Genomic DNA, 17,461 nt, shown 5'->3' with positions numbered 1-17,461 from the left:
AATCAAAAAAAAGGAGATAAGAGCCAAAGGAAGTGCTCGATTCTCCTTAATGCTAGGCAACCATTGAATAGATATCGTTTAGCTTTTTAAAATCCGCCAGCCAATATATAAGAAAACGATGAATATCACTGCTGTAAATAGAAAAGAAATCATGCCAAAAACAAGTTTAAACATAATTTTAATAAGGAAAATGGCTAGGAAAAATAGAAGTATTAATTTTAGTAATTTCATCTAAAGTCCTCCCGTAAATAGAAAGAAATATGATAAGAAGCATATCTAACTATAGTTTAACATTGTTTCCCTTTTATTGCGATGAATTGTTTTATTTTTTGACAACGGCTGGCAAAATTTTTTTTTGAAAAATAGTGACAAGCAAGTGATTTTCCTATATAATATCATATGTTGTTAATTATTTGGAGAAGTACCCAAGTGGTTATAAGGGGACGCACTCGAAATGCGTTAGGGCGGGTGACCGTCGCGTGGGTTCGAATCCCACCTTCTCCGTTTTTGTATCCTGAAATCTTTTAATATGAAAGAAACAATTGATACGACTGCTTTTGTGGTCGTTTTTGTTCTATGTTAAGAAATAAGGTGAAATAGGATGATTAAGATAATTGACTGCCCGGTATGTGGTCAAAAGGTTGAAATTTTCGATATCTGTGACCATTGCGGATGGCAAAATAGTGGACCTGGAGAGAAAGAATCTGATCCACAAGGACCGAATAAGATAACATTAAAAGCGGCAAAAGAGGCATAAAAAAAAATAATTGGTAAAAGCACGTAACTTATTTAAAAGTTAGGTGCTTTTCTTTATAGACTACAAATTTACATATTTCTCTAAAAACTGGTCGATTGCTTTTTCATAGTCTTCCCGGTTTTCATTGAGCGACTGGGCATGACCGCCGTTTTTCGCCATAAACAACATTTTCTCTCCTTTTTTCTGCTCATATAAATCCTTCGTCATATACGGCAAAATATAGTCATCTTTTTCACTATGAATAAAAAGGACCGGCTGTTTAATACGATTAACGACAGCAATCGGTGAAACATCATTCAGTGAAAATCCACCGCGAACCTTGACAAACATATTTCCAATAGGAAGAATCAATTTTGAAGGCATGTACTTAAATTCACATTTTGTTTGATAGGTAAGGAGTTCCTCTAAGTCAGAAAATGGACAGTCAACAATATAAAAATGCGCCCGGCCGTTCAGTTCCCCGGCATACAATAAAGTAGTTGCGGCACCCATGGATTCTCCGTGAATTCCTAAAAGAAGGTCTTCCCCTTCCTCAATAAAAAGCCAATCGACCACTGCTTGTAAATCGAATTTTTCATAGTATCCGTAACTGGTCGTGTCTCCACCGGTTTTTCCATGCCGTCGTTGATCATAAATCACAGCATTAAATCCCCGGTTCAGAAAAAGATTCACATATTTGAGAGAACTCATTTTGCTTTCCGTAACCCCGTGGCTGAAAATGACGAATCGCTTTGAATCATACGGCCGAATCACCATTGCACTAATTTCATAACCATTTGGGGAAGGAATGCTCACTTCCTGTTTCGGCAAAGATGAAAATTTGTCCGGATCAATATGTTTTAGTTTCGTATCTCGGTCAATAATCGCTTGCTCGTCTTTTTTCTTAATATGTAGTACCCGTTCCGAAAAGTAGGTCCCTACAGAAGCAACCGTTGTTCCTAGTATGGCGCTAAGGCCTAAAATATGTCTTTTTTTCACACTAACCCCTCCATGGAAAGTAAACATCATCGCCTTAAAGTTGCGTATGTCAATTTCATTGGCAAAATTATTATCCCCTCTATTTTAAGCCTCATTTTTTAATTTTAAAAGGAATTTTCAGTGAAAATTAAGTGATTTTTCAATTCAATTATGCGAATGTATGAGTGACGATTATGGGGGGGACTTGGTGATGGTTTTGCGAAAATAATAACGGAGACCGGAAAAGAATCTGTTTGATGGTCTCCGTAAAAGACATTATTGCGGTGTATTTTGTCGTTTTGTCGGGTGAATGGCGTTTTCTAAATCTTCAGCTGCCATTTGCTGTTTTACGGTATCTGCATTGGGCTTTCCTTTTTGGCTGTATCCTTTATCCTTTTTCTTACTCATCAAAATTCTCCTTTCCGAAAAAGACTCATCCGTATTTTAAGGAAAAACCGAAAAATTTATTCAACGTGACAATTTTTTGGTAAAATCAAAGTAAATAATTTACGCAAAAAATAGTTTCGAATGAAAATAAATTGCAGGGGGAGTTCCAAACGATGAAAAAGAAACAACAAGAAGATAAAGCACTGACCATAAAAGATGCGCTTGGTGAAGACTTGCTGAAAAAATTGAAAGAAACAAAGAAAGAGTTAGAGGAACAAGAGCAAAAACAAAAAGCAGAAGCAGAACAGAAAAAACGGGAAGAAAGAAAAAAACGCGAGAAAAATAAATCCTTTGAGGAATTGCTAAAAGAAAGTGATCTTGACTGGCGGAAGTTTAAATAAAGAACTTCTAATAAGAAAACTCGGCACTCACCGAGTTTTCTCACTTAACCGATGCTGTTCATAGCCGTTCGATTTGGTAAGTTTTCTAATAAAGTGTAGTTCTTCCTCGGTCAAAGCCGGTTGTTCGAGAGCTCGTACGTTTTCTACCAATTGCCCGACAGAGCTCGCCCCGACGACACAGGCTGCAACAACCGGTTGAGCTAACACGAATTGTAAGCTTGCCGCAGTCATTCCCCGTCCAGTCGTCAATTTCTCTTTCAATAGAGGGAGCAACTCTTTTAATTCTTGGTAACGATAATTTACATACCCGTTTTGTTTTACTGATTCGGAAGCTTTATTAAGAAGTGCATCGCTTAACAGACCTCGTGCCAATGGTCCGCGGGCTACAACACTTATGCCGTGCTTTTCCAATAACGGGAATGCCTCTTCTTCCGGACGCCGGTCCAATATGCTGTATTGCATCATACAAGAGACAATATTCGAACGTTCAGCGTACGCTTTAATCACGGTTGGCCGGATGGAAGAAATACCGTAATAACGGATAATTCCTTCTTCTACTAATTCTTCAAAGGCCTCAATCGTTTCGTCGATTCGGTCTTCCATTGTCCCGCCATGTAATTGATACAAATCGATATAATCGGTGCCAAGTCTCTGTAAACTTTGTTTTACTGCCTCTTTTATGTATGTTTTCGACGCATCCCAATACCAGCCGTTTTTGTCATCATTCCACCGGTTACCAACCTTTGTTGCAATAATTACTTGATCACGAACCGGTGCAAGTGCTTTTCCGATAATTTGTTCATTTACCCCGTAATCATATAAATCGGCCGTATCAAAATAATTAATGCCGGCATCAAGTGCAGTTTGAATAATCTCTTGAGCTTTTGTTTGATCTGTACCTAAAGACATGCAGCCAAGTGCAATTCTTGAAACAGCCAAATCAGATTTACCTAGTAAACATTTTTCCAATCCCATCAACCTTTCTATTCTTTTTTTCCATTTTAATATGATTGAGAAAAAAAGAACAGCCAAAGAGTTTTACCACCGGAAGGACAAATAAAAGTGAAAAAAGAAATGGAAGTTTCACCTTATCCCACCTTATTAATTTTTCAAAAAAGAAAGGTAGGGATGAACTGCCCGTATGTATCCGATTGGTTCAACTAACGATCCGGGGATAAGAAAACCCCCACGGATGGAAGGTTCATCTTATATTCTTTCACCTTCCATCATCGGTTTTTTTGGAAACGGATAAATGGTCGCATAAGTTACTTCCGAATCCCGGCGTTCCCCATTGCTTTCCATTCCGTCAATCCATTCAGTAACATATGTGTATCTTTTACCATATACTTTTAGCAAATTACGAACTTCCCATATTTTTCCTGATAAAACTACTCTTTTCATCTGCACCACCTCTTAGTTTTGTCTGTTTATTTTTCTTCCACAGAAATAAAACTATGCTAAACTATATGAAAGATACTGTTTGAAAAGAACTGGAGGAAAAAAGATGAATACATATGAAGAAAAAACGATAAAACGGGAAACGATATTTGAAGGGAAAATTATTTCCCTGCATGTCGATGAAGTGAAATTGCCGAATGGGAATACAAGTACAAGGGAAATCGTCGAACACCCGGGGGCGGTAGCTGTCATCGCCATTACGGATGAAGATAAAATGATAATGGTTGAGCAATTTCGGAAACCTTTAGAACGTTCACTTATCGAGATTCCTGCCGGGAAATTGGAAAAAGGTGAAGATCCGATCGAGTGTGCCAAGAGAGAATTGGGAGAAGAAACCGGCTACACATGTGAGCAAATTGAACATGTCACGTCATTTTATACATCACCGGGTTTCAGCGATGAACTGCTGCATATTTTCCTGGCAAAAGGATTGAAAAAAAATAGTCATCTTCACTTAGATGATGATGAATTTGTCAACCTGCTTGAAGTATCTTATGAAGAAGTGCAGCAATTAATCAAGGAACAAAAAATTTATGATGCGAAATCGATTTATGCCGTTCAGTATTGGCAACTTATAAAAACAATGGAGAGATAAGAATGAAGCGTTATTTTGCTGATATGCATATTCATATCGGAAGGACGGAAACCGGTCGTGCCGTCAAAATTACCGGGTCTAAAACTTTAACATTATCGAATATTTTATATGTGGCAAAAAATTTAAAGGGAATTGATATGGTCGGCGTTATTGACTGCCACTCCCCCGAAGTGATAGAAGAAATGGAAGCTCTCATTGAAATCGGGGATTTGCAACCGATGGAAGACGGTGGTCTGCTATTTCAAGGGAAAACGACGTTAATTCCCGGCAGTGAGTTGGAAATCTATGATCTGTCATGTGATGGCCCGATCCATGTGCTCTGTTTTTTGCCAAGTATAGAAAAATTGAAAGATTTCTCAAGTTGGTTAACGACACAATTAAAAAATATCCATCTCAGTTCACAGCGGGTTTATACACAGGGCCGGGAATTGCAAAAAAAAGTAAAAGAACTCGGCGGCTTGTTCATTCCCGCACATGTTTTTACACCGTTTAAAAGTTTATTTGGCAAGGGTGTAAAACAACGACTGGATCAAGTATTTGACCCTGAGCTTATCGATGCGATTGAACTGGGATTAAGCAGTGATACGGAAATGGCCGATCACTTAAGTCAATTGCATCGTTATTCATATGTGACGAATTCCGATGCACATTCCTTGCCGAAAATCGCAAGGGAGTATCAAGCCTTGTTATTGGATCATCCGAGTTTTTCTGAGTTTGAGAAGGCATTAACTGCTAGAGACGGACGAAAAATATTAGCAAATTACGGTCTGGATCCGCTCTTAGGAAAATATCATGAGACAACTTGCCCCAAATGTCTGACCCCGGTAAAACCCGGCATCGATCAGTGCCCGAATTGCGGCTCCAAAAATGTGACAAAAGGGGTGGCCGATCGGATTAAAGAATTATCTGATGCAGAGAGCTATCCCGACCGGCCGCCGTACATACATCAAGTACCATTGGAGTTTTTACCCGGAATTGGTCCCAAAACGTTAAAAAAATTACTGAAAAAATTTGGTACCGAAATGGTTATCATTCACGATGCAACTTTAGAAGAATTACGAGAAATACTTCCGGAAAAAACGGCTCAATTGATATTAAAAGCCAGAGAAGGAACATTGTCTTTACATGCCGGTGGCGGAGGTCGTTACGGGAAAATAAAGGTGGAGTAAGGACTTCTTTTTCAACCGATGATTGTTCGTTACGGTAAAAATAAAAGTAGAGTAAGGGGAAATATTTTTTCAACCGTTAATAGCCGAGTTTCGAAAAAATTATTTGTTAACGAACCCGGAGTTGTCGTTTAATATGCGGCTGAAATATTTCGAACATCGCCGCGTCACGGTCTTCATAATATTCCACCATTTTACTTGAAAAAAATACTCTATCAAATTTTGAATACTTCCTTTGCCTCCTTCATACAATCTAGTAAGTGTTTTGAAGGAGGAAGAAGAATGAAGAAGCGGTGGCGGTCCAATTTTATAACAAATCATATTGAACAATATTCCTCGTTTTATATTTTTCATACCGTGTTACTCATTATGGGCGTTATTTTTGGTGCAATTGTTGTTAATAGTTTGAGCACGACTCAAAAAGATGATTTATTTTACTTTATCAATGAATTTTTCTCCCAGCTGAAATCAGGAGAAGTTTTAGCACCAAAAGAAATTTTTTTACATTCATTAAGCTATAACAGCAAATATGTCGGGCTGATGTGGATTTTAGGTATTACGATGATTGGTCTGCCAATTATTCTTTTGCTGTTATTTCTTAAAGGCATGGTCATCGGTTTTACAATCGGATTTTTTGTCCAGCAAATGGGTTGGAAAGGATTTTTGTTATCATTTGTTTCCGTATTGCCGCAAAATTTAATTATTATCCCGGTATTTATCGTTGTTGCGGTTATTTCCGTTTCGTTTGCTTTACAATTAATAAAAAAATTATTTGTAAAATCCATTTACCAGCCGATTGCCCCAATGTTAGTCAAATACTGCATGTTCTTTGGCGCAGCAATTCTCCTTTTAGGTTTGGCTGCTTTTGTAGAGGGTTATTTTACGCCGTATTTAATGAGAAGCCTATTATCCCTGTAATATGTTTTTAGTGAAACAGGTGTCATCAATTGATTATCAATTAATAATGATTATAAATTACAATTTATAATTATTTTAGTTTGCAACTCTCTCATCTTTTGATATAATGAGTATACATTGGCGAGGGAGGGGCAATATGTATGGAAAATCGCCTTGAGAAAATAAAAAAGATGTTGCACACATCAAGCTATAAATTAACTCCACAAAGAGAAGCAACTGTCCGGGTATTGCTGGAAAATGAAGAGGATCACTTAAGTGCAGAAGACGTTTACCTCCTCGTTAAAGAAAAGTCACCTGAGATCGGACTTGCGACAGTTTATCGTACGTTAGAATTATTAACGGAATTAAAGGTAGTTGATAAGATTAATTTCGGCGATGGCGTTTCCCGTTATGATTTACGAAAAGAAGGGGCAGCCCATTTCCATCATCATCTTGTATGTATTGAATGTGGTTCAGTAGAAGAGATACAGGAAGATTTACTTGATGATGTTGAAGCGATTGTAGAGGAAAAGTGGAATTTTATTGTAAAAGATCATCGTCTCACCTTTCACGGTATATGTAAAAATTGCCAAAAAAAGGGGAAAAGTTAATTTATATTTATAAAGTCGAACAATGGGAATGTACTCATTGTTTTTTTCTTTCTTTTTCGTATAAGAAACCAACCTGGCGACGAAAATCATACCGCCATTAATTTTTGTGTATAAAATTCATCATTCCTGGCATAAGTTGTACTAGTGGACAAACATTGGAGATAAAGGTGCGAGGAACGATGAAATATGTTAAATTATTTATTCAAACATTAAAAGTGTTTATTTTATTCACGGGATGTACGATTTTATTTTATTATGCTATTATGTGGATAAGTGAGGAGTATCAAAATCACCAACGATACGAAGAGCCGGAGGGAAAAGCGGTAAAAGTGGCTTCCGATGGGATTGAAAGCGAGCATTCATGGTATGACAGATTGATTATGTTTTATTTGAGCGGGGAGTAATGTATGTGAAAGACTATTTAAAGGATTTTTTGCATTATCTAATCGTTGAGAAAGGATTAGCGGAAAATACCATTCAATCTTACCGACGGGATATATCAGCCTATCTTATTTTTATAGAAACAAAATTACAAATAACCGATATAAATCATGTGACACGGGTACATATTATGCAGTTTTTAAGCTGTTTAAAAGACGAGGGAAAATCGGCACGAACAATTGCCAGACATATTGCTTCGATCCGGTCATTCCATCATTTTCTGATTCTTGATAAAATCGTTGATCATGATCCGACAGTGCATATTGAGACACCTCATCCCGAATTAAAGTTGCCGAAAGTACTGAATACCGATGAGGTTGACACGCTTTTAAATACACCGGATTTGACAACGACACTTGGCTTACGGGATAAGGCGATGTTGGAACTAATGTATGCAACCGGTATGCGCGTCAGTGAATTAGTCAACTTAAATATAAACGATGTCCATTTGTCACTTGGCTTTGTTCGCTGTCTCGGAAAAGGGAATAAGGAGCGGATTATTCCAATTGGGAAAATGGCAACAGAGGCTTTAAAGGAATATTTAGAAAAAGCAAGACCAAAGTTAATTAATCAAAAGAATAAAACGGATTCGCTTTTTATGAATCACCATGGTCAACGTTTATCGAGACAAGGATTTTGGAAAATTTTAAAACAAATGGCGGTTAAAGCCGGCATTGAAAAGGAATTGACACCTCATACGTTACGACATTCTTTTGCTACTCATTTATTAGAAAATGGTGCGGATTTACGCTCTGTTCAAGAGTTATTAGGTCATTCCGATATATCTACAACACAAATCTATACACATGTAACAAAAACTAGGTTAAAGGATGTATATAACCAATTTCACCCCCGTGCATAAGTGATGTGAAACGTGAAAAGCTGCTAAAGGAGGCGGCTTATTTTTTTTGAAGATGATATTAATATCGAGCAAAATTTCGGTGAGGAGCTGCTTATTTTTTTGAGGGACGATTGAGCAATGGTGTTATAAGGTGGCGCCTTTTTTTGGCTAAGCTGATATTCAAATGCCTTTTACGTGGCGCCTTATTTTTTGTACGTTAAGAAAGTATAAATTTCCAGCAAAGAAGCGACTTCGACGTAGTTGAAAATTTTAAGAATTAAGTATAAGTGCATAAGGAAAACTTCACTGGAATACATCGCAGCCGAAAAAATTTTATATTTTTTCGGTGAACTACGGCTCTGCTCTCGCCTAAAGGCTCGGACGCCCGAGTTTTCTTTATGAGAATTATATTAATGTCGGTAAAAATGTTCTATAATAATTAGTAGTGTTTAAAAATACATATACTACCTTCTGAATAAATAATGTATTGTCAAATAAGGAGGAAACGAAATGGGAAAAAACTACAAACGCATATTTCTTATTGTCATGGATTCTGTCGGGATTGGGGAAGCACCGGATGCCGAGCAATTTGGAGATAAAGGTGCGGATACATTAGGACATATTGCTGAAAAGATGAACGGTTTAAATATGCCGAATATGGCCAAACTCGGTTTAAGTAACATACGGGAAATTAAAGGAGTTCCCAAACAAGAAAATCCATTAGGTTTTTATACAAAAATGAAAGAGGCTTCACGTGGAAAAGACACGATGACAGGCCATTGGGAAATTATGGGCCTTAACATTCAAACACCATTTAAAGTTTTTCCAAATGGATTCCCTAAAGAATTAATTGATGAGATAGAAAAACGAACGGGAAGAAAAGTCATTGGGAATAAGCCGGCAAGCGGTACCGAAATTATAAAAGAATTAGGAAAGGAACATATGGAAACAGGAGCATTGATTGTATATACTTCTGCAGACCCGGTACTCCAAATCGCCGCTCATGAGGAAATTGTTCCTTTAGATGAACTTTATCAAATATGTGAAATTTGTCGCGAACTCACTTTGTCTGATGAGTATAAAGTGGGACGAATCATTGCCCGGCCATTTATCGGAACACCGGGAAATTTCACACGGACAGCGAACCGACACGACTATGCATTAAAACCGTTTGGACGGACAGTCATGAATGAATTGAAGGACAGCGGCTTTGATGTAATCGCTCTTGGAAAGATTTCGGATATTTATGCCGGAGAAGGTGTAACAAAAGCCATCCGGACAAAATCGAATATGGACGGAATGGATAAATTACTCGATTCCCTTGAAATGGACTTTACCGGTCTTAGCTTCTTGAATTTAGTCGATTTTGATGCGCTCTATGGTCATCGCAGAGATCCGCTTGGTTACGGAAAAGCATTGGAAGAATACGATGCTCGGTTACCGGAAGTATTGGAAAAATTAACGGATGACGACCTTTTAATTATAACAGCGGATCATGGAAATGACCCAATCCACCCGGGGACCGACCATACTCGTGAATATGTACCATTATTAATTTACTCACCGCGAATGAACGGAGGCAAAGCTTTACCGGTCCGGGAAACATTTGCTGATATTGGTGCTTCGATTGCCGAAAACTTTTCAGTAAAAGCACCCGAGTATGGAAAAAGTTTTCTTAAAGAAGTTCAAGCTTAGATTTTTTATTAGTAAGTTTAAAGAAAACTCGGCGATTGCCGAGCCTTTAGGCAAGAGCAGAGCCGTAGTTCAGCGAAAAAACATTTTCGCTTGCGAGGTAATGCTACCGAAGTCTTTCAGTGCACTTATGCGTTAGGAAAGTAGAAATTGAAAAATTTATACTTTCCTATTAGCTGAAAAAAGATGCCAGGACGGTGAAAATTGATGAGAATGATTGATATTATTGAAAAAAAGCGGGATGGTTATGAACTGACAACGGAAGAGATTCAGTTTTTCATTAAAGGCTACACAGACGGAACAATTCCCGATTATCAAGCGAGCGCTTTATTAATGGCTATTTATTTTCAAGGGATGAATCATCGTGAACGAAAAGATTTAACAATGTCAATGGTCCATTCAGGTGATCAAGTCGATCTGTCAAAAATTGAAGGAATCAAAGTAGATAAACATTCTACCGGCGGTGTAGGAGATACAACAACTTTAGTATTAGGGCCGCTTGTCGCTTCCGTCGGTGTCCCGGTTGCGAAAATGAGCGGTCGCGGTCTCGGTCATACCGGCGGAACCATTGATAAACTGGAATCGTTTCTGGGATTTCATGTAGAGCTAACGAAGGATGAATTTATTCAACTTGTTAACGAGCAAAAAATTGCAGTAGTTGGTCAAAGCGGAAATTTAACACCGGCAGATAAAAAACTGTATGCACTGCGGGATGTAACGGGGACCGTCAATAGTATTCCATTAATTGCCAGCTCGATAATGAGTAAAAAAATTGCAGCCGGAGCGGATTGTATCGTACTGGATGTAAAAGTTGGCTCCGGTGCGTTTATGAAAAATGTCGCAGATGCAAAAGAGCTTGCTGAGACGATGGTTGAGATTGGTAACAGTGTAGGCAGAAAAACAATGGCTGTTATTTCAGATATGGATCAACCGCTCGGCTTTGCAATCGGGAATGCGCTGGAAGTGAAAGAGGCAATTTCGACGTTAAAAGGAATAGGGCCCCAAGATTTGACAGAGCTCTGTTTAACTTTGGGCAGTCAAATGGTCTATTTAGCTAAAAAAGCGGAATCCGTTGATGAAGCAAGGCAAATGCTTATCTCTGCTATTCAATCAGGAAAAGCATTAGAGAAGATGAAATCATTTATTACTTCTCAAGGCGGGGATGCAACATGTATTGATGATCTGGAAAAACTGCCGCAAGCAAAATATAAAATAGAACTACCGGCAAAGGCGTCCGGCTGGATTGAAAAAATGATGGCGGATAAAATCGGACTTGCTGCCATGCAATTAGGGGCAGGACGAGAAACAAAAGAATCCAAGATTGATTTAGCCGTCGGAATTGTTCTAAATAAAAAAGTTGGTGACCCAATTGAACAAGGTGAATCAATCTTAACAATCTACTCGAATTCGGAAAATATCGAGGAAGTAAAAAATCTTTTATATCATAGCATCAAAATCTCTCATTCCAAAATATCACCACCGCCTTTAATTCATGAAATCATATCAAAATAAAGTTTAAAGAAAACTCGGCAATCGCCGAGTTTTCTTTATATGCGAAAGTATATCCTTCCGGCAACTTTAAAACTAAGACAATTTCGTGTTTCTTTTTAGAAAAATTTGTATAAAATCCCTTAACTTGGAAATAATGGGAAAAAGATTCGTATTTATAACTAAAAGTGAGGGAAAGTCATGAAACGGTCAATAGTTATGATAATCACTGCCCTAATTATATCCGCAACTATTATTCCCACTCCAAGTTTTGCTTCAGAAGTAAAAGTAGATTTAGCGGAGAACGCAAAATCGGCCATTCTTATTGAGAGAGATACAGGAACGGTATTATTTGAAAAAAATAGCGATGAAAGACTGTCACCTGCAAGTATGACAAAAATCATGACGATGCTTTTAATTATGGAAGCATTGGAAGATGGGAAAATTCAATGGAACGAGAAAGTCAGAACCAGTGAATATGCAGCATCTATGGGGGGCTCACAAGTATTCCTTGAAGAAGGTGAAGAAATGACAGTCGATGAGCTACTCCGGGCAATTTCCATCAGTTCCGCTAACGATGCTTCGGTTGCGATGGCTGAGAGAATCGCTGGTTCAGAAAAGCAATTTGTAAAAATGATGAATCAAAAGGCGAAAGAACTGGGCTTAAAAGACACGAAATTTCAAAATGCCACCGGTCTGCCTGCGAAAAATCATTACAGCAGTGCGAGAGATATGGCCATTTTAGCCAAAGAATTATTAAAACATGAAAAAATTACAAATTATACAAGTCAATATGAATCCTATTTACGTGAAGGTACGGATAAAAAATTTTGGCTTGTCAATACCAATCGGTTAGTGAAATTTTATCCCGGGGTTGACGGCCTAAAAACCGGTTTCACCAAAGAAGCGAAATATTGCTTAACAGCTACCGCTAAAAAAGGCGATATGCGTGTGATTGCTGTTGTTTTCGGAGCACCGACATCTAAAGAGAGAAATAAACTGATTACCGAAATGTTCGATTATGCATTTAGTCAATATGAAACGAAGCAGTTTTATGCAAAGGGCGATGAATTGGGTAAAGTTACAGTTGAAAAAGGTCAGCAGCGAAACATAAAAATAGCTGCCGGTGAAAGTATTTCCCTACTAACCAAAAAAGGTGAAAAGATGGATGATGTGAAAACGAGCTTGAAGTTAAATAAACATATTCAAGCACCTATTAAAAAAGGGGATGAAATCGGTAAAATTGTTTTGATAAAAAACGGCAAAGTCCTTTCTGAAAATTCTGCTATCGCTGCTGAGAATGTGAAGCCGGCAAGCTGGTGGACTTTGTACAAACGTTCATTCAGTATGTTTACAAAACTGCAATAACAGCTATAGCGGCATTGGAGAAATTTGTATAAAAATACGAGAAAAACTCGAATTTTTACTAGTTTTGTCAACAAGAAGGAATTTCATTGATCCATATCGAATTGACTCACTATACGAAAGAAGGAGGCATGTATAGTGAGTCTGCAAGTACATTTTGAATGGAAAGAGAAGTATATTTTAGTAGTGAGATTAAGCGGCGAACTGGACCATCATACGGCTGATCAAGTTCGTGAACAAGTTTCTCAAGCCATAGAAGAAAAACAAGTTCGACATTTAATTTTAAATCTTGAAAACCTATCATTTATGGATAGCTCGGGACTTGGTGTCATATTGGGCAGATACAAACAAATGAAACAGGCAAATGGTGAAATGATTATTTGTTCTGTTCCCCCTTCAATCGAAAGACTGTTGGATATGTCCGGATTATATAAAATTATCCGCATTGATCCGTCAGAAGAACAAGCTTTACATAGATTGGGGGTAGCCTAATATGAATAATGAAATGCACTTAAAGTTCCGTGCCATAAGTCAAAACGAATCGTTTGCACGGGTAACCGTTTCAGCATTTGTTGCTCAACTGGATCCGACCATGGATGAATTGACGGAAATTAAAACGGCCGTCTCGGAAGCGGTCACGAATGCCATTATCCATGGCTATGAAAATAAAGGGGAAGGTTATGTTTATATTTCCGCCTGGCTCGATGGTGACACGGTAGAACTTGAAATCCGTGACGAAGGTATTGGTATTTCGAATATTGAGGAAGCAAAACAACCATTGTTTACAACAAAACCGGAATTAGAACGTTCCGGTATGGGATTTACCATTATGGAAAATTTTGTTGATGAAATGACAATTGAATCCGATCCAAATCACGGAACGGTTGTCCGTTTGAAAAAAAAATTGTCCAATGCAAAAGCAGTGTTCAATTAAGGGGTAGTGCCAATGGATGTGGAGGTTAAAAAAGATTCCGATCAATCTTTTACAAAGGATGGAGAAATCAAGGAACTAATTAAGAAAAGTCAGGCGGGAGATCAAGAAGCAAGGAATGAGATCGTTGAACGGAATATGCGTCTCGTCTGGTCGGTTGTGCAACGGTTTCTCAACCGGGGCTATGATCCTGATGATCTTTTCCAAATAGGATGTATCGGTTTGTTAAAGTCGGTAGATAAATTTGATTTATCTTATGATGTGAAATTTTCAACCTATGCTGTTCCGATGATTATTGGAGAAATCCAACGTTTCATTAGGGACGATGGCACAATTAAAGTGAGTCGATCCTTGAAGGAAGTCGGTAATAAAATCCGCCGGGCGAAAGATGACCTGGCTAAAGAGTTGGGACGTGCCCCGACTATTTATGAAGTAAGCGACTATCTTGAAATTCCGGTAGATGAAATATTATTGGCCCAAGAAGCTGTCATGGCTCCGACATCCATACATGAAATCGTCTATGAAAACGACGGAGACCCGATCACGCTCCTCGATCAAATCTCGGATCAAGAAGAAGGAAAATGGTTTGATAAAATCGCATTAAAAGAGGCCATTGAAGGTTTGGATGATCGGGAGAAACTTATCGTCTTTTTGCGGTATTATAATGATCAAACACAGGCGGAAGTTGCCGGCCGATTAGGAATTTCTCAAGTGCAAGTGTCGAGATTGGAAAAGAAAATATTGAAGCAAATAAAGAACCAAATGGATGTTTGATCCATTTGGTTTTTTTTGGTTTTCATGAAATGTTCTCACTTGACGAATACTAAACGTACGAGAAAATCGAATTGGAAGTGATGGAATTGGATACAACAATCTATATCCGTCTCCGTCACCGGGTTCAAGTAAAAACCGGTGCGACCGTTTATTTGAAAGATATTGCATTGATCACTGGACCCAAAACCGTGATGAATACATTGGGAAATTTAATCGTTCATCAAGTGAAGAAAGAAGATAATAATATTATTATCATCGACGGAATGAAAGTAATTCAAGTAATTACAGAACAATTAAACGATACTAATATACAGCTCGTGGGTCCTCAACAAACGATTGTTGAAGTCATTTTGAAGAAGGTAAAAATGTCGATTCCGATATTTGTAATTGTTTGGTTGTTATTATTTATCGGATCCGCCGTTTCAATCATGAATTTCCATGAAGATGTAAGCATGCAAACAGTACACCAAAAGTTATTTCACTTATTAACGGGCATAGAAGATCAAAAACCTTTAACCATTCAAATTCCTTATTCGATCGGTTTAGGGTTAGGGATGACTTTATTTTTTAACCATTTTTTTAAAAAGCGGATTAACGATGAGCCTAGTCCACTGGAAGTAGAAATGTTTAACTACCAGCAAAGTCTCGATCAATATGTCATTATGAATGAAAATAAAGAAAGCATTAAAAGAATGGATGAGTAATGGCCATTAAAATTATCTTTGTGATCGGAGTCGGACTTGCTTGCGGCTTTGCGGTAGGGGCAGGGTTTGTCGCATTTATCACTGTTTTAGGCATTATTCCGAGATTAATGCAGTTAACGAAATCAATGAAAATGATTTTATTCTATGAATGGGCTGTGACGTTAGGTGTTTTGGTTGGAACCGTTTTTGGTTTACAAAAGATTTATCTCGAATTGCCAATGTTTTTCGTAATGATTATCGGGCTCTTTCACGGTGTCTTTGTCGGTATGTTGGCGGCAGCTCTTTATGAGGCTATAAATGTTTTACCGTTAATTTTTAAACGAATTCATTTAGACGATCGGTTACTATACTTACTGGCTGCGCTTGTGCTTGGGAAAATACTGGGTTCGCTGTTTCATTGGCTCTACTTTGTCAATTTATAATCATAGCGAGCCCGGTAACAAAATTTTATCAAAACCGATTGTATACATCTAAGAAAGGTGTTGGAAATATGGCGAATAAACAAAATAAGAAGCCGATTCCGAAATCATTAGCCGAAGTTGAACAGTATATGAAAGATAACGTCGGTTTAGGGACCAGTTTTGATTTAGGATTAAGGAAATTCAAGGTTTTAGATAAAGAAATTCATCTTTATTATGTAAACGGCTTAACGGATACTTTATTGATTTTGCGAACGCTGCAAGAGTTGGTTCACTTGAATGACAATCGTCAGGATATCACTTCTGAACAATTAGGAGACTTAGTTGATAATCGGATTAATAATAATTCCGTAGAAAAAGTGACAACATTAGATGAAGTTGTTGACCAAGTGCTCTCAGGGTTAATTGCCATTCTGGTAGAAGGTTTTCCCAAAGCATTTATTGTTGATACTCGTGATTATCCCGGAAGACAACCGGAAGAACCGGATACCGAGAAGGTTGTTCGTGGCTCAAGAGATGGTTTTGTAGAAAATATTATTATGAATACGGCATTAATTAGAAGGCGAATTCGCGATGAACGGCTGAGAACGGAACTGATTAAGGTAGGGGAACGATCAAAAACCGATATCGCCATCGTCTATTTGAAAGATGTAACGAACCCGGGTTTAGTCAAAACCATTAAAAAAGAAATTGAACAGATTAAAATTGACGGTTTAACAATGGCAGATAAAGCGATTGAAGAATTTTTAGTCAAACAAGGGTATAATCCTTTTCCGCTTGTCCGCTACACAGAACGGGCGGATGTTGCAGCAACCCACTTATTAGAGGGGCACGTTTTGATTATTGCAGATACTTCACCAAGTGTTATAATCACGCCAACAACCTATTTCCATCATGTCCAACATGCCGAAGAATATCGTCAATCCGCTGCAGTCGGCACCTTTATACGCTGGACGCGATTTATCGGTATTTTTGCATCTTTATTTCTTTTGCCTCTTTGGTTACTTTTTGTTATCCAACCGGATTTACTACCTGAAACTATTAATTATATTGGACCAAATAAAAAATCACATGTTCCCGTCATTTTGCAGTTGTTTATTTGTGATTTGGGGATTGAATTTCTTAGGTTGGCAGCCATTCACACGCCGACACCATTATCCACAGCAATGGGCATTATCGCCGCTGTTTTAATTGGGGAAATTGCCGTGGACGTCGGATTATTTATTTCCGAAGTGATTTTATACGTTGCCGTTTCTGCAATTGGCACCTTTGCTACACCAAGTTATGAATTAAGTGTGGCCAATAAAATTGCCAGATTAGTTATTTTAATTTTGGTTGCTATTTTTAAAGTACCGGGATTTGTGATAGGAACAACCTTTTTTATCTTATATTTAGCACAAATTCGTTCATTAAATACCCCGTACTTATGGCCGTTTATCCCGTTTCAACCGAAAGCATTCATGCAAATTTTATTAAGAAGGTCCACACCCGGGTCGAAAATCAGACCGAGTATCGTCCATCCGAGAAATCGGGTAAAGCAGCCGTCATAATAGATACGGCTGTTTTCTATTTATCGG

22 protein-coding genes and 1 tRNA gene are annotated in these 17,461 nt (G+C 38.0%); 18 read left to right on the top strand and 5 right to left on the bottom strand.

The window, feature by feature from the left end:
* Positions 1-78: 78 nt before the first annotated feature.
* A complete protein-coding gene (locus NSQ14_RS10895; protein WP_160289665.1) occupies positions 79-231 on the bottom strand; it encodes a hypothetical protein in 153 nt (50 codons plus the stop codon).
* A 184-nt stretch (positions 232-415) separates the two neighbouring features.
* Between NSQ14_RS10895 and NSQ14_RS10890 the strand changes: the two genes are divergently transcribed.
* Together NSQ14_RS10890 and NSQ14_RS10885 are read left to right on the top strand one after the other, a co-directional pair.
* A tRNA-Ser gene (locus tag NSQ14_RS10890) sits at positions 416-504 on the top strand.
* Between the two features lie 97 nt (positions 505-601).
* Positions 602-757 (top strand): CPCC family cysteine-rich protein, encoded by a 156-nt coding sequence (locus NSQ14_RS10885; RefSeq protein WP_346216326.1) that lies wholly within the window; start codon positions 602-604, stop codon positions 755-757.
* 60 nt (positions 758-817) lie between these two features.
* Here NSQ14_RS10885 and NSQ14_RS10880 read toward each other — a convergent pair whose 3' ends face one another.
* Together NSQ14_RS10880 and NSQ14_RS10875 are read right to left on the bottom strand one after the other, a co-directional pair.
* On the bottom strand, positions 818-1,735 hold the full coding sequence (locus NSQ14_RS10880; protein ID WP_235369843.1) for an alpha/beta hydrolase: 918 nt from the start codon (positions 1,733-1,735) through the stop codon (positions 818-820).
* Positions 1,736-1,990: 255 nt separating this feature from the next.
* Positions 1,991-2,122, bottom strand: a complete 132-nt coding sequence (locus tag NSQ14_RS10875) for a hypothetical protein (RefSeq protein ID WP_255601993.1) — start codon at positions 2,120-2,122, stop codon at positions 1,991-1,993.
* 152 nt (positions 2,123-2,274) lie between these two features.
* Between NSQ14_RS10875 and NSQ14_RS10870 the strand changes: the two genes are divergently transcribed.
* Complete coding sequence (locus NSQ14_RS10870; RefSeq protein WP_108898230.1) at positions 2,275-2,502, top strand: YqkE family protein; 228 nt, start codon at positions 2,275-2,277, stop codon at positions 2,500-2,502.
* Between the two features lie 27 nt (positions 2,503-2,529).
* On the opposite strand, the gene NSQ14_RS10865 is transcribed toward NSQ14_RS10870, so the two are convergent.
* Entirely contained in the window at positions 2,530-3,471 is a 942-nt protein-coding gene (locus tag NSQ14_RS10865) for an aldo/keto reductase (RefSeq protein WP_346199816.1), read from the bottom strand.
* Between the two features lie 237 nt (positions 3,472-3,708).
* Positions 3,709-3,903 (bottom strand): Z-ring formation inhibitor MciZ, encoded by a 195-nt coding sequence (mciZ, locus tag NSQ14_RS18910; RefSeq protein WP_041847775.1) that lies wholly within the window; start codon positions 3,901-3,903, stop codon positions 3,709-3,711.
* Positions 3,904-4,006: 103 nt separating this feature from the next.
* On the opposite strand from mciZ, the gene NSQ14_RS10855 reads away from it, so the two are divergent.
* The 15 genes from NSQ14_RS10855 (at position 4,007) to NSQ14_RS10785 (ending at position 17,434) form a co-directional block, all read left to right on the top strand.
* Positions 4,007-4,555 carry an NUDIX hydrolase gene (locus NSQ14_RS10855; protein ID WP_041846332.1) on the top strand — a complete coding sequence of 183 codons (549 nt, stop codon included), beginning with the start codon at positions 4,007-4,009 and terminating at the stop codon, positions 4,553-4,555.
* Positions 4,556-4,557: 2 nt separating this feature from the next.
* The gene (locus NSQ14_RS10850) at positions 4,558-5,724 is read left to right on the top strand and encodes an endonuclease Q family protein (RefSeq protein WP_251245878.1); all 1,167 of its coding nucleotides are present in this window, start codon (positions 4,558-4,560) and stop codon (positions 5,722-5,724) included.
* 279 nt (positions 5,725-6,003) lie between these two features.
* On the top strand, positions 6,004-6,639 hold the full coding sequence (spoIIM, locus tag NSQ14_RS10845; protein WP_095141201.1) for a stage II sporulation protein M: 636 nt from the start codon (positions 6,004-6,006) through the stop codon (positions 6,637-6,639).
* A 140-nt stretch (positions 6,640-6,779) separates the two neighbouring features.
* Positions 6,780-7,229 carry a Fur family transcriptional regulator gene (locus NSQ14_RS10840; RefSeq protein WP_034770774.1) on the top strand — a complete coding sequence of 150 codons (450 nt, stop codon included), beginning with the start codon at positions 6,780-6,782 and terminating at the stop codon, positions 7,227-7,229.
* Between the two features lie 179 nt (positions 7,230-7,408).
* Positions 7,409-7,633, top strand: a complete 225-nt coding sequence (locus tag NSQ14_RS10835) for a YqzK family protein (protein WP_034770771.1) — start codon at positions 7,409-7,411, stop codon at positions 7,631-7,633.
* Between the two features lie 5 nt (positions 7,634-7,638).
* Positions 7,639-8,532 carry a site-specific tyrosine recombinase XerD gene (gene xerD / locus NSQ14_RS10830; protein WP_034770767.1) on the top strand — a complete coding sequence of 298 codons (894 nt, stop codon included), beginning with the start codon at positions 7,639-7,641 and terminating at the stop codon, positions 8,530-8,532.
* A 489-nt stretch (positions 8,533-9,021) separates the two neighbouring features.
* The gene (gene deoB, locus NSQ14_RS10825) at positions 9,022-10,206 is read left to right on the top strand and encodes a phosphopentomutase (protein ID WP_095141200.1); all 1,185 of its coding nucleotides are present in this window, start codon (positions 9,022-9,024) and stop codon (positions 10,204-10,206) included.
* A 204-nt stretch (positions 10,207-10,410) separates the two neighbouring features.
* Positions 10,411-11,715, top strand: a complete 1,305-nt coding sequence (locus NSQ14_RS10820; protein ID WP_326973335.1) for a pyrimidine-nucleoside phosphorylase — start codon at positions 10,411-10,413, stop codon at positions 11,713-11,715.
* Between the two features lie 177 nt (positions 11,716-11,892).
* Positions 11,893-13,059, top strand: a complete 1,167-nt coding sequence (locus NSQ14_RS10815) for a D-alanyl-D-alanine carboxypeptidase family protein (RefSeq protein ID WP_041846338.1) — start codon at positions 11,893-11,895, stop codon at positions 13,057-13,059.
* Between the two features lie 135 nt (positions 13,060-13,194).
* On the top strand, positions 13,195-13,548 hold the full coding sequence (gene spoIIAA, locus NSQ14_RS10810) for an anti-sigma F factor antagonist (RefSeq protein WP_034770760.1): 354 nt from the start codon (positions 13,195-13,197) through the stop codon (positions 13,546-13,548).
* 1 nt (position 13,549) lies between these two features.
* On the top strand, positions 13,550-13,990 hold the full coding sequence (spoIIAB, locus tag NSQ14_RS10805) for an anti-sigma F factor (protein ID WP_216405807.1): 441 nt from the start codon (positions 13,550-13,552) through the stop codon (positions 13,988-13,990).
* A gap of 12 nt (positions 13,991-14,002) precedes the next feature.
* Positions 14,003-14,761 carry an RNA polymerase sporulation sigma factor SigF gene (gene sigF / locus NSQ14_RS10800; RefSeq protein ID WP_034770753.1) on the top strand — a complete coding sequence of 253 codons (759 nt, stop codon included), beginning with the start codon at positions 14,003-14,005 and terminating at the stop codon, positions 14,759-14,761.
* Positions 14,762-14,847: 86 nt separating this feature from the next.
* On the top strand, positions 14,848-15,465 hold the full coding sequence (locus NSQ14_RS10795; protein ID WP_041847811.1) for a stage V sporulation protein AA: 618 nt from the start codon (positions 14,848-14,850) through the stop codon (positions 15,463-15,465).
* Positions 15,465-15,887: a stage V sporulation protein AB gene (locus NSQ14_RS10790; RefSeq protein ID WP_034770751.1), complete on the top strand. Its 423-nt coding sequence runs from the start codon at positions 15,465-15,467 to the stop codon at positions 15,885-15,887. The genes NSQ14_RS10795 and NSQ14_RS10790 overlap by 1 nt, the downstream gene beginning before the upstream one ends.
* Before the next feature lie 68 nt (positions 15,888-15,955).
* Complete coding sequence (locus tag NSQ14_RS10785; protein ID WP_346216325.1) at positions 15,956-17,434, top strand: spore germination protein; 1,479 nt, start codon at positions 15,956-15,958, stop codon at positions 17,432-17,434.
* Positions 17,435-17,461 lie beyond the last annotated feature (27 nt).

Source organism: Caldifermentibacillus hisashii (genome assembly GCF_039654145.1).
Lineage (GTDB): Bacteria > Bacillota > Bacilli > Bacillales > Caldibacillaceae > Caldifermentibacillus > Caldifermentibacillus hisashii.
Note: the sequence above shows the minus strand (reverse complement) of the source record. Positions and strands in the feature narration are given on the sequence as shown.

Excerpts from the sequence above, each read along its gene's own strand:
- deoB (WP_095141200.1), top strand. The coding sequence starts at position 9,022 with ATGGGAAAAAACTACAAACGCATATTTCTTATTGTCATGGATTCTGTC.
- NSQ14_RS10815 (WP_041846338.1), top strand. The coding sequence starts at position 11,893 with ATGAAACGGTCAATAGTTATGATAATCACTGCCCTAATTATATCCGCA.
- NSQ14_RS10835 (WP_034770771.1), top strand. The coding sequence starts at position 7,409 with ATGAAATATGTTAAATTATTTATTCAAACATTAAAAGTGTTTATTTTA.
- spoIIAB (WP_216405807.1), top strand. The coding sequence starts at position 13,550 with ATGAATAATGAAATGCACTTAAAGTTCCGTGCCATAAGTCAAAACGAA.
- spoIIM (WP_095141201.1), top strand. The coding sequence starts at position 6,004 with ATGAAGAAGCGGTGGCGGTCCAATTTTATAACAAATCATATTGAACAA.
- NSQ14_RS10785 (WP_346216325.1), top strand. The coding sequence starts at position 15,956 with ATGGCGAATAAACAAAATAAGAAGCCGATTCCGAAATCATTAGCCGAA.
- sigF (WP_034770753.1), top strand. The coding sequence starts at position 14,003 with ATGGATGTGGAGGTTAAAAAAGATTCCGATCAATCTTTTACAAAGGAT.
- NSQ14_RS10820 (WP_326973335.1), top strand. The coding sequence starts at position 10,411 with ATGAGAATGATTGATATTATTGAAAAAAAGCGGGATGGTTATGAACTG.
- NSQ14_RS10875 (WP_255601993.1), bottom strand. The coding sequence starts at position 2,122 with ATGAGTAAGAAAAAGGATAAAGGATACAGCCAAAAAGGAAAGCCCAAT.
- NSQ14_RS10885 (WP_346216326.1), top strand. The coding sequence starts at position 602 with ATGATTAAGATAATTGACTGCCCGGTATGTGGTCAAAAGGTTGAAATT.
- NSQ14_RS10870 (WP_108898230.1), top strand. The coding sequence starts at position 2,275 with ATGAAAAAGAAACAACAAGAAGATAAAGCACTGACCATAAAAGATGCG.
- NSQ14_RS10895 (WP_160289665.1), bottom strand. The coding sequence starts at position 231 with ATGAAATTACTAAAATTAATACTTCTATTTTTCCTAGCCATTTTCCTT.
- NSQ14_RS10850 (WP_251245878.1), top strand. The coding sequence starts at position 4,558 with ATGAAGCGTTATTTTGCTGATATGCATATTCATATCGGAAGGACGGAA.
- NSQ14_RS10855 (WP_041846332.1), top strand. The coding sequence starts at position 4,007 with ATGAATACATATGAAGAAAAAACGATAAAACGGGAAACGATATTTGAA.
- mciZ (WP_041847775.1), bottom strand. The coding sequence starts at position 3,903 with ATGAAAAGAGTAGTTTTATCAGGAAAAATATGGGAAGTTCGTAATTTG.
- NSQ14_RS10840 (WP_034770774.1), top strand. The coding sequence starts at position 6,780 with ATGGAAAATCGCCTTGAGAAAATAAAAAAGATGTTGCACACATCAAGC.
- NSQ14_RS10790 (WP_034770751.1), top strand. The coding sequence starts at position 15,465 with ATGGCCATTAAAATTATCTTTGTGATCGGAGTCGGACTTGCTTGCGGC.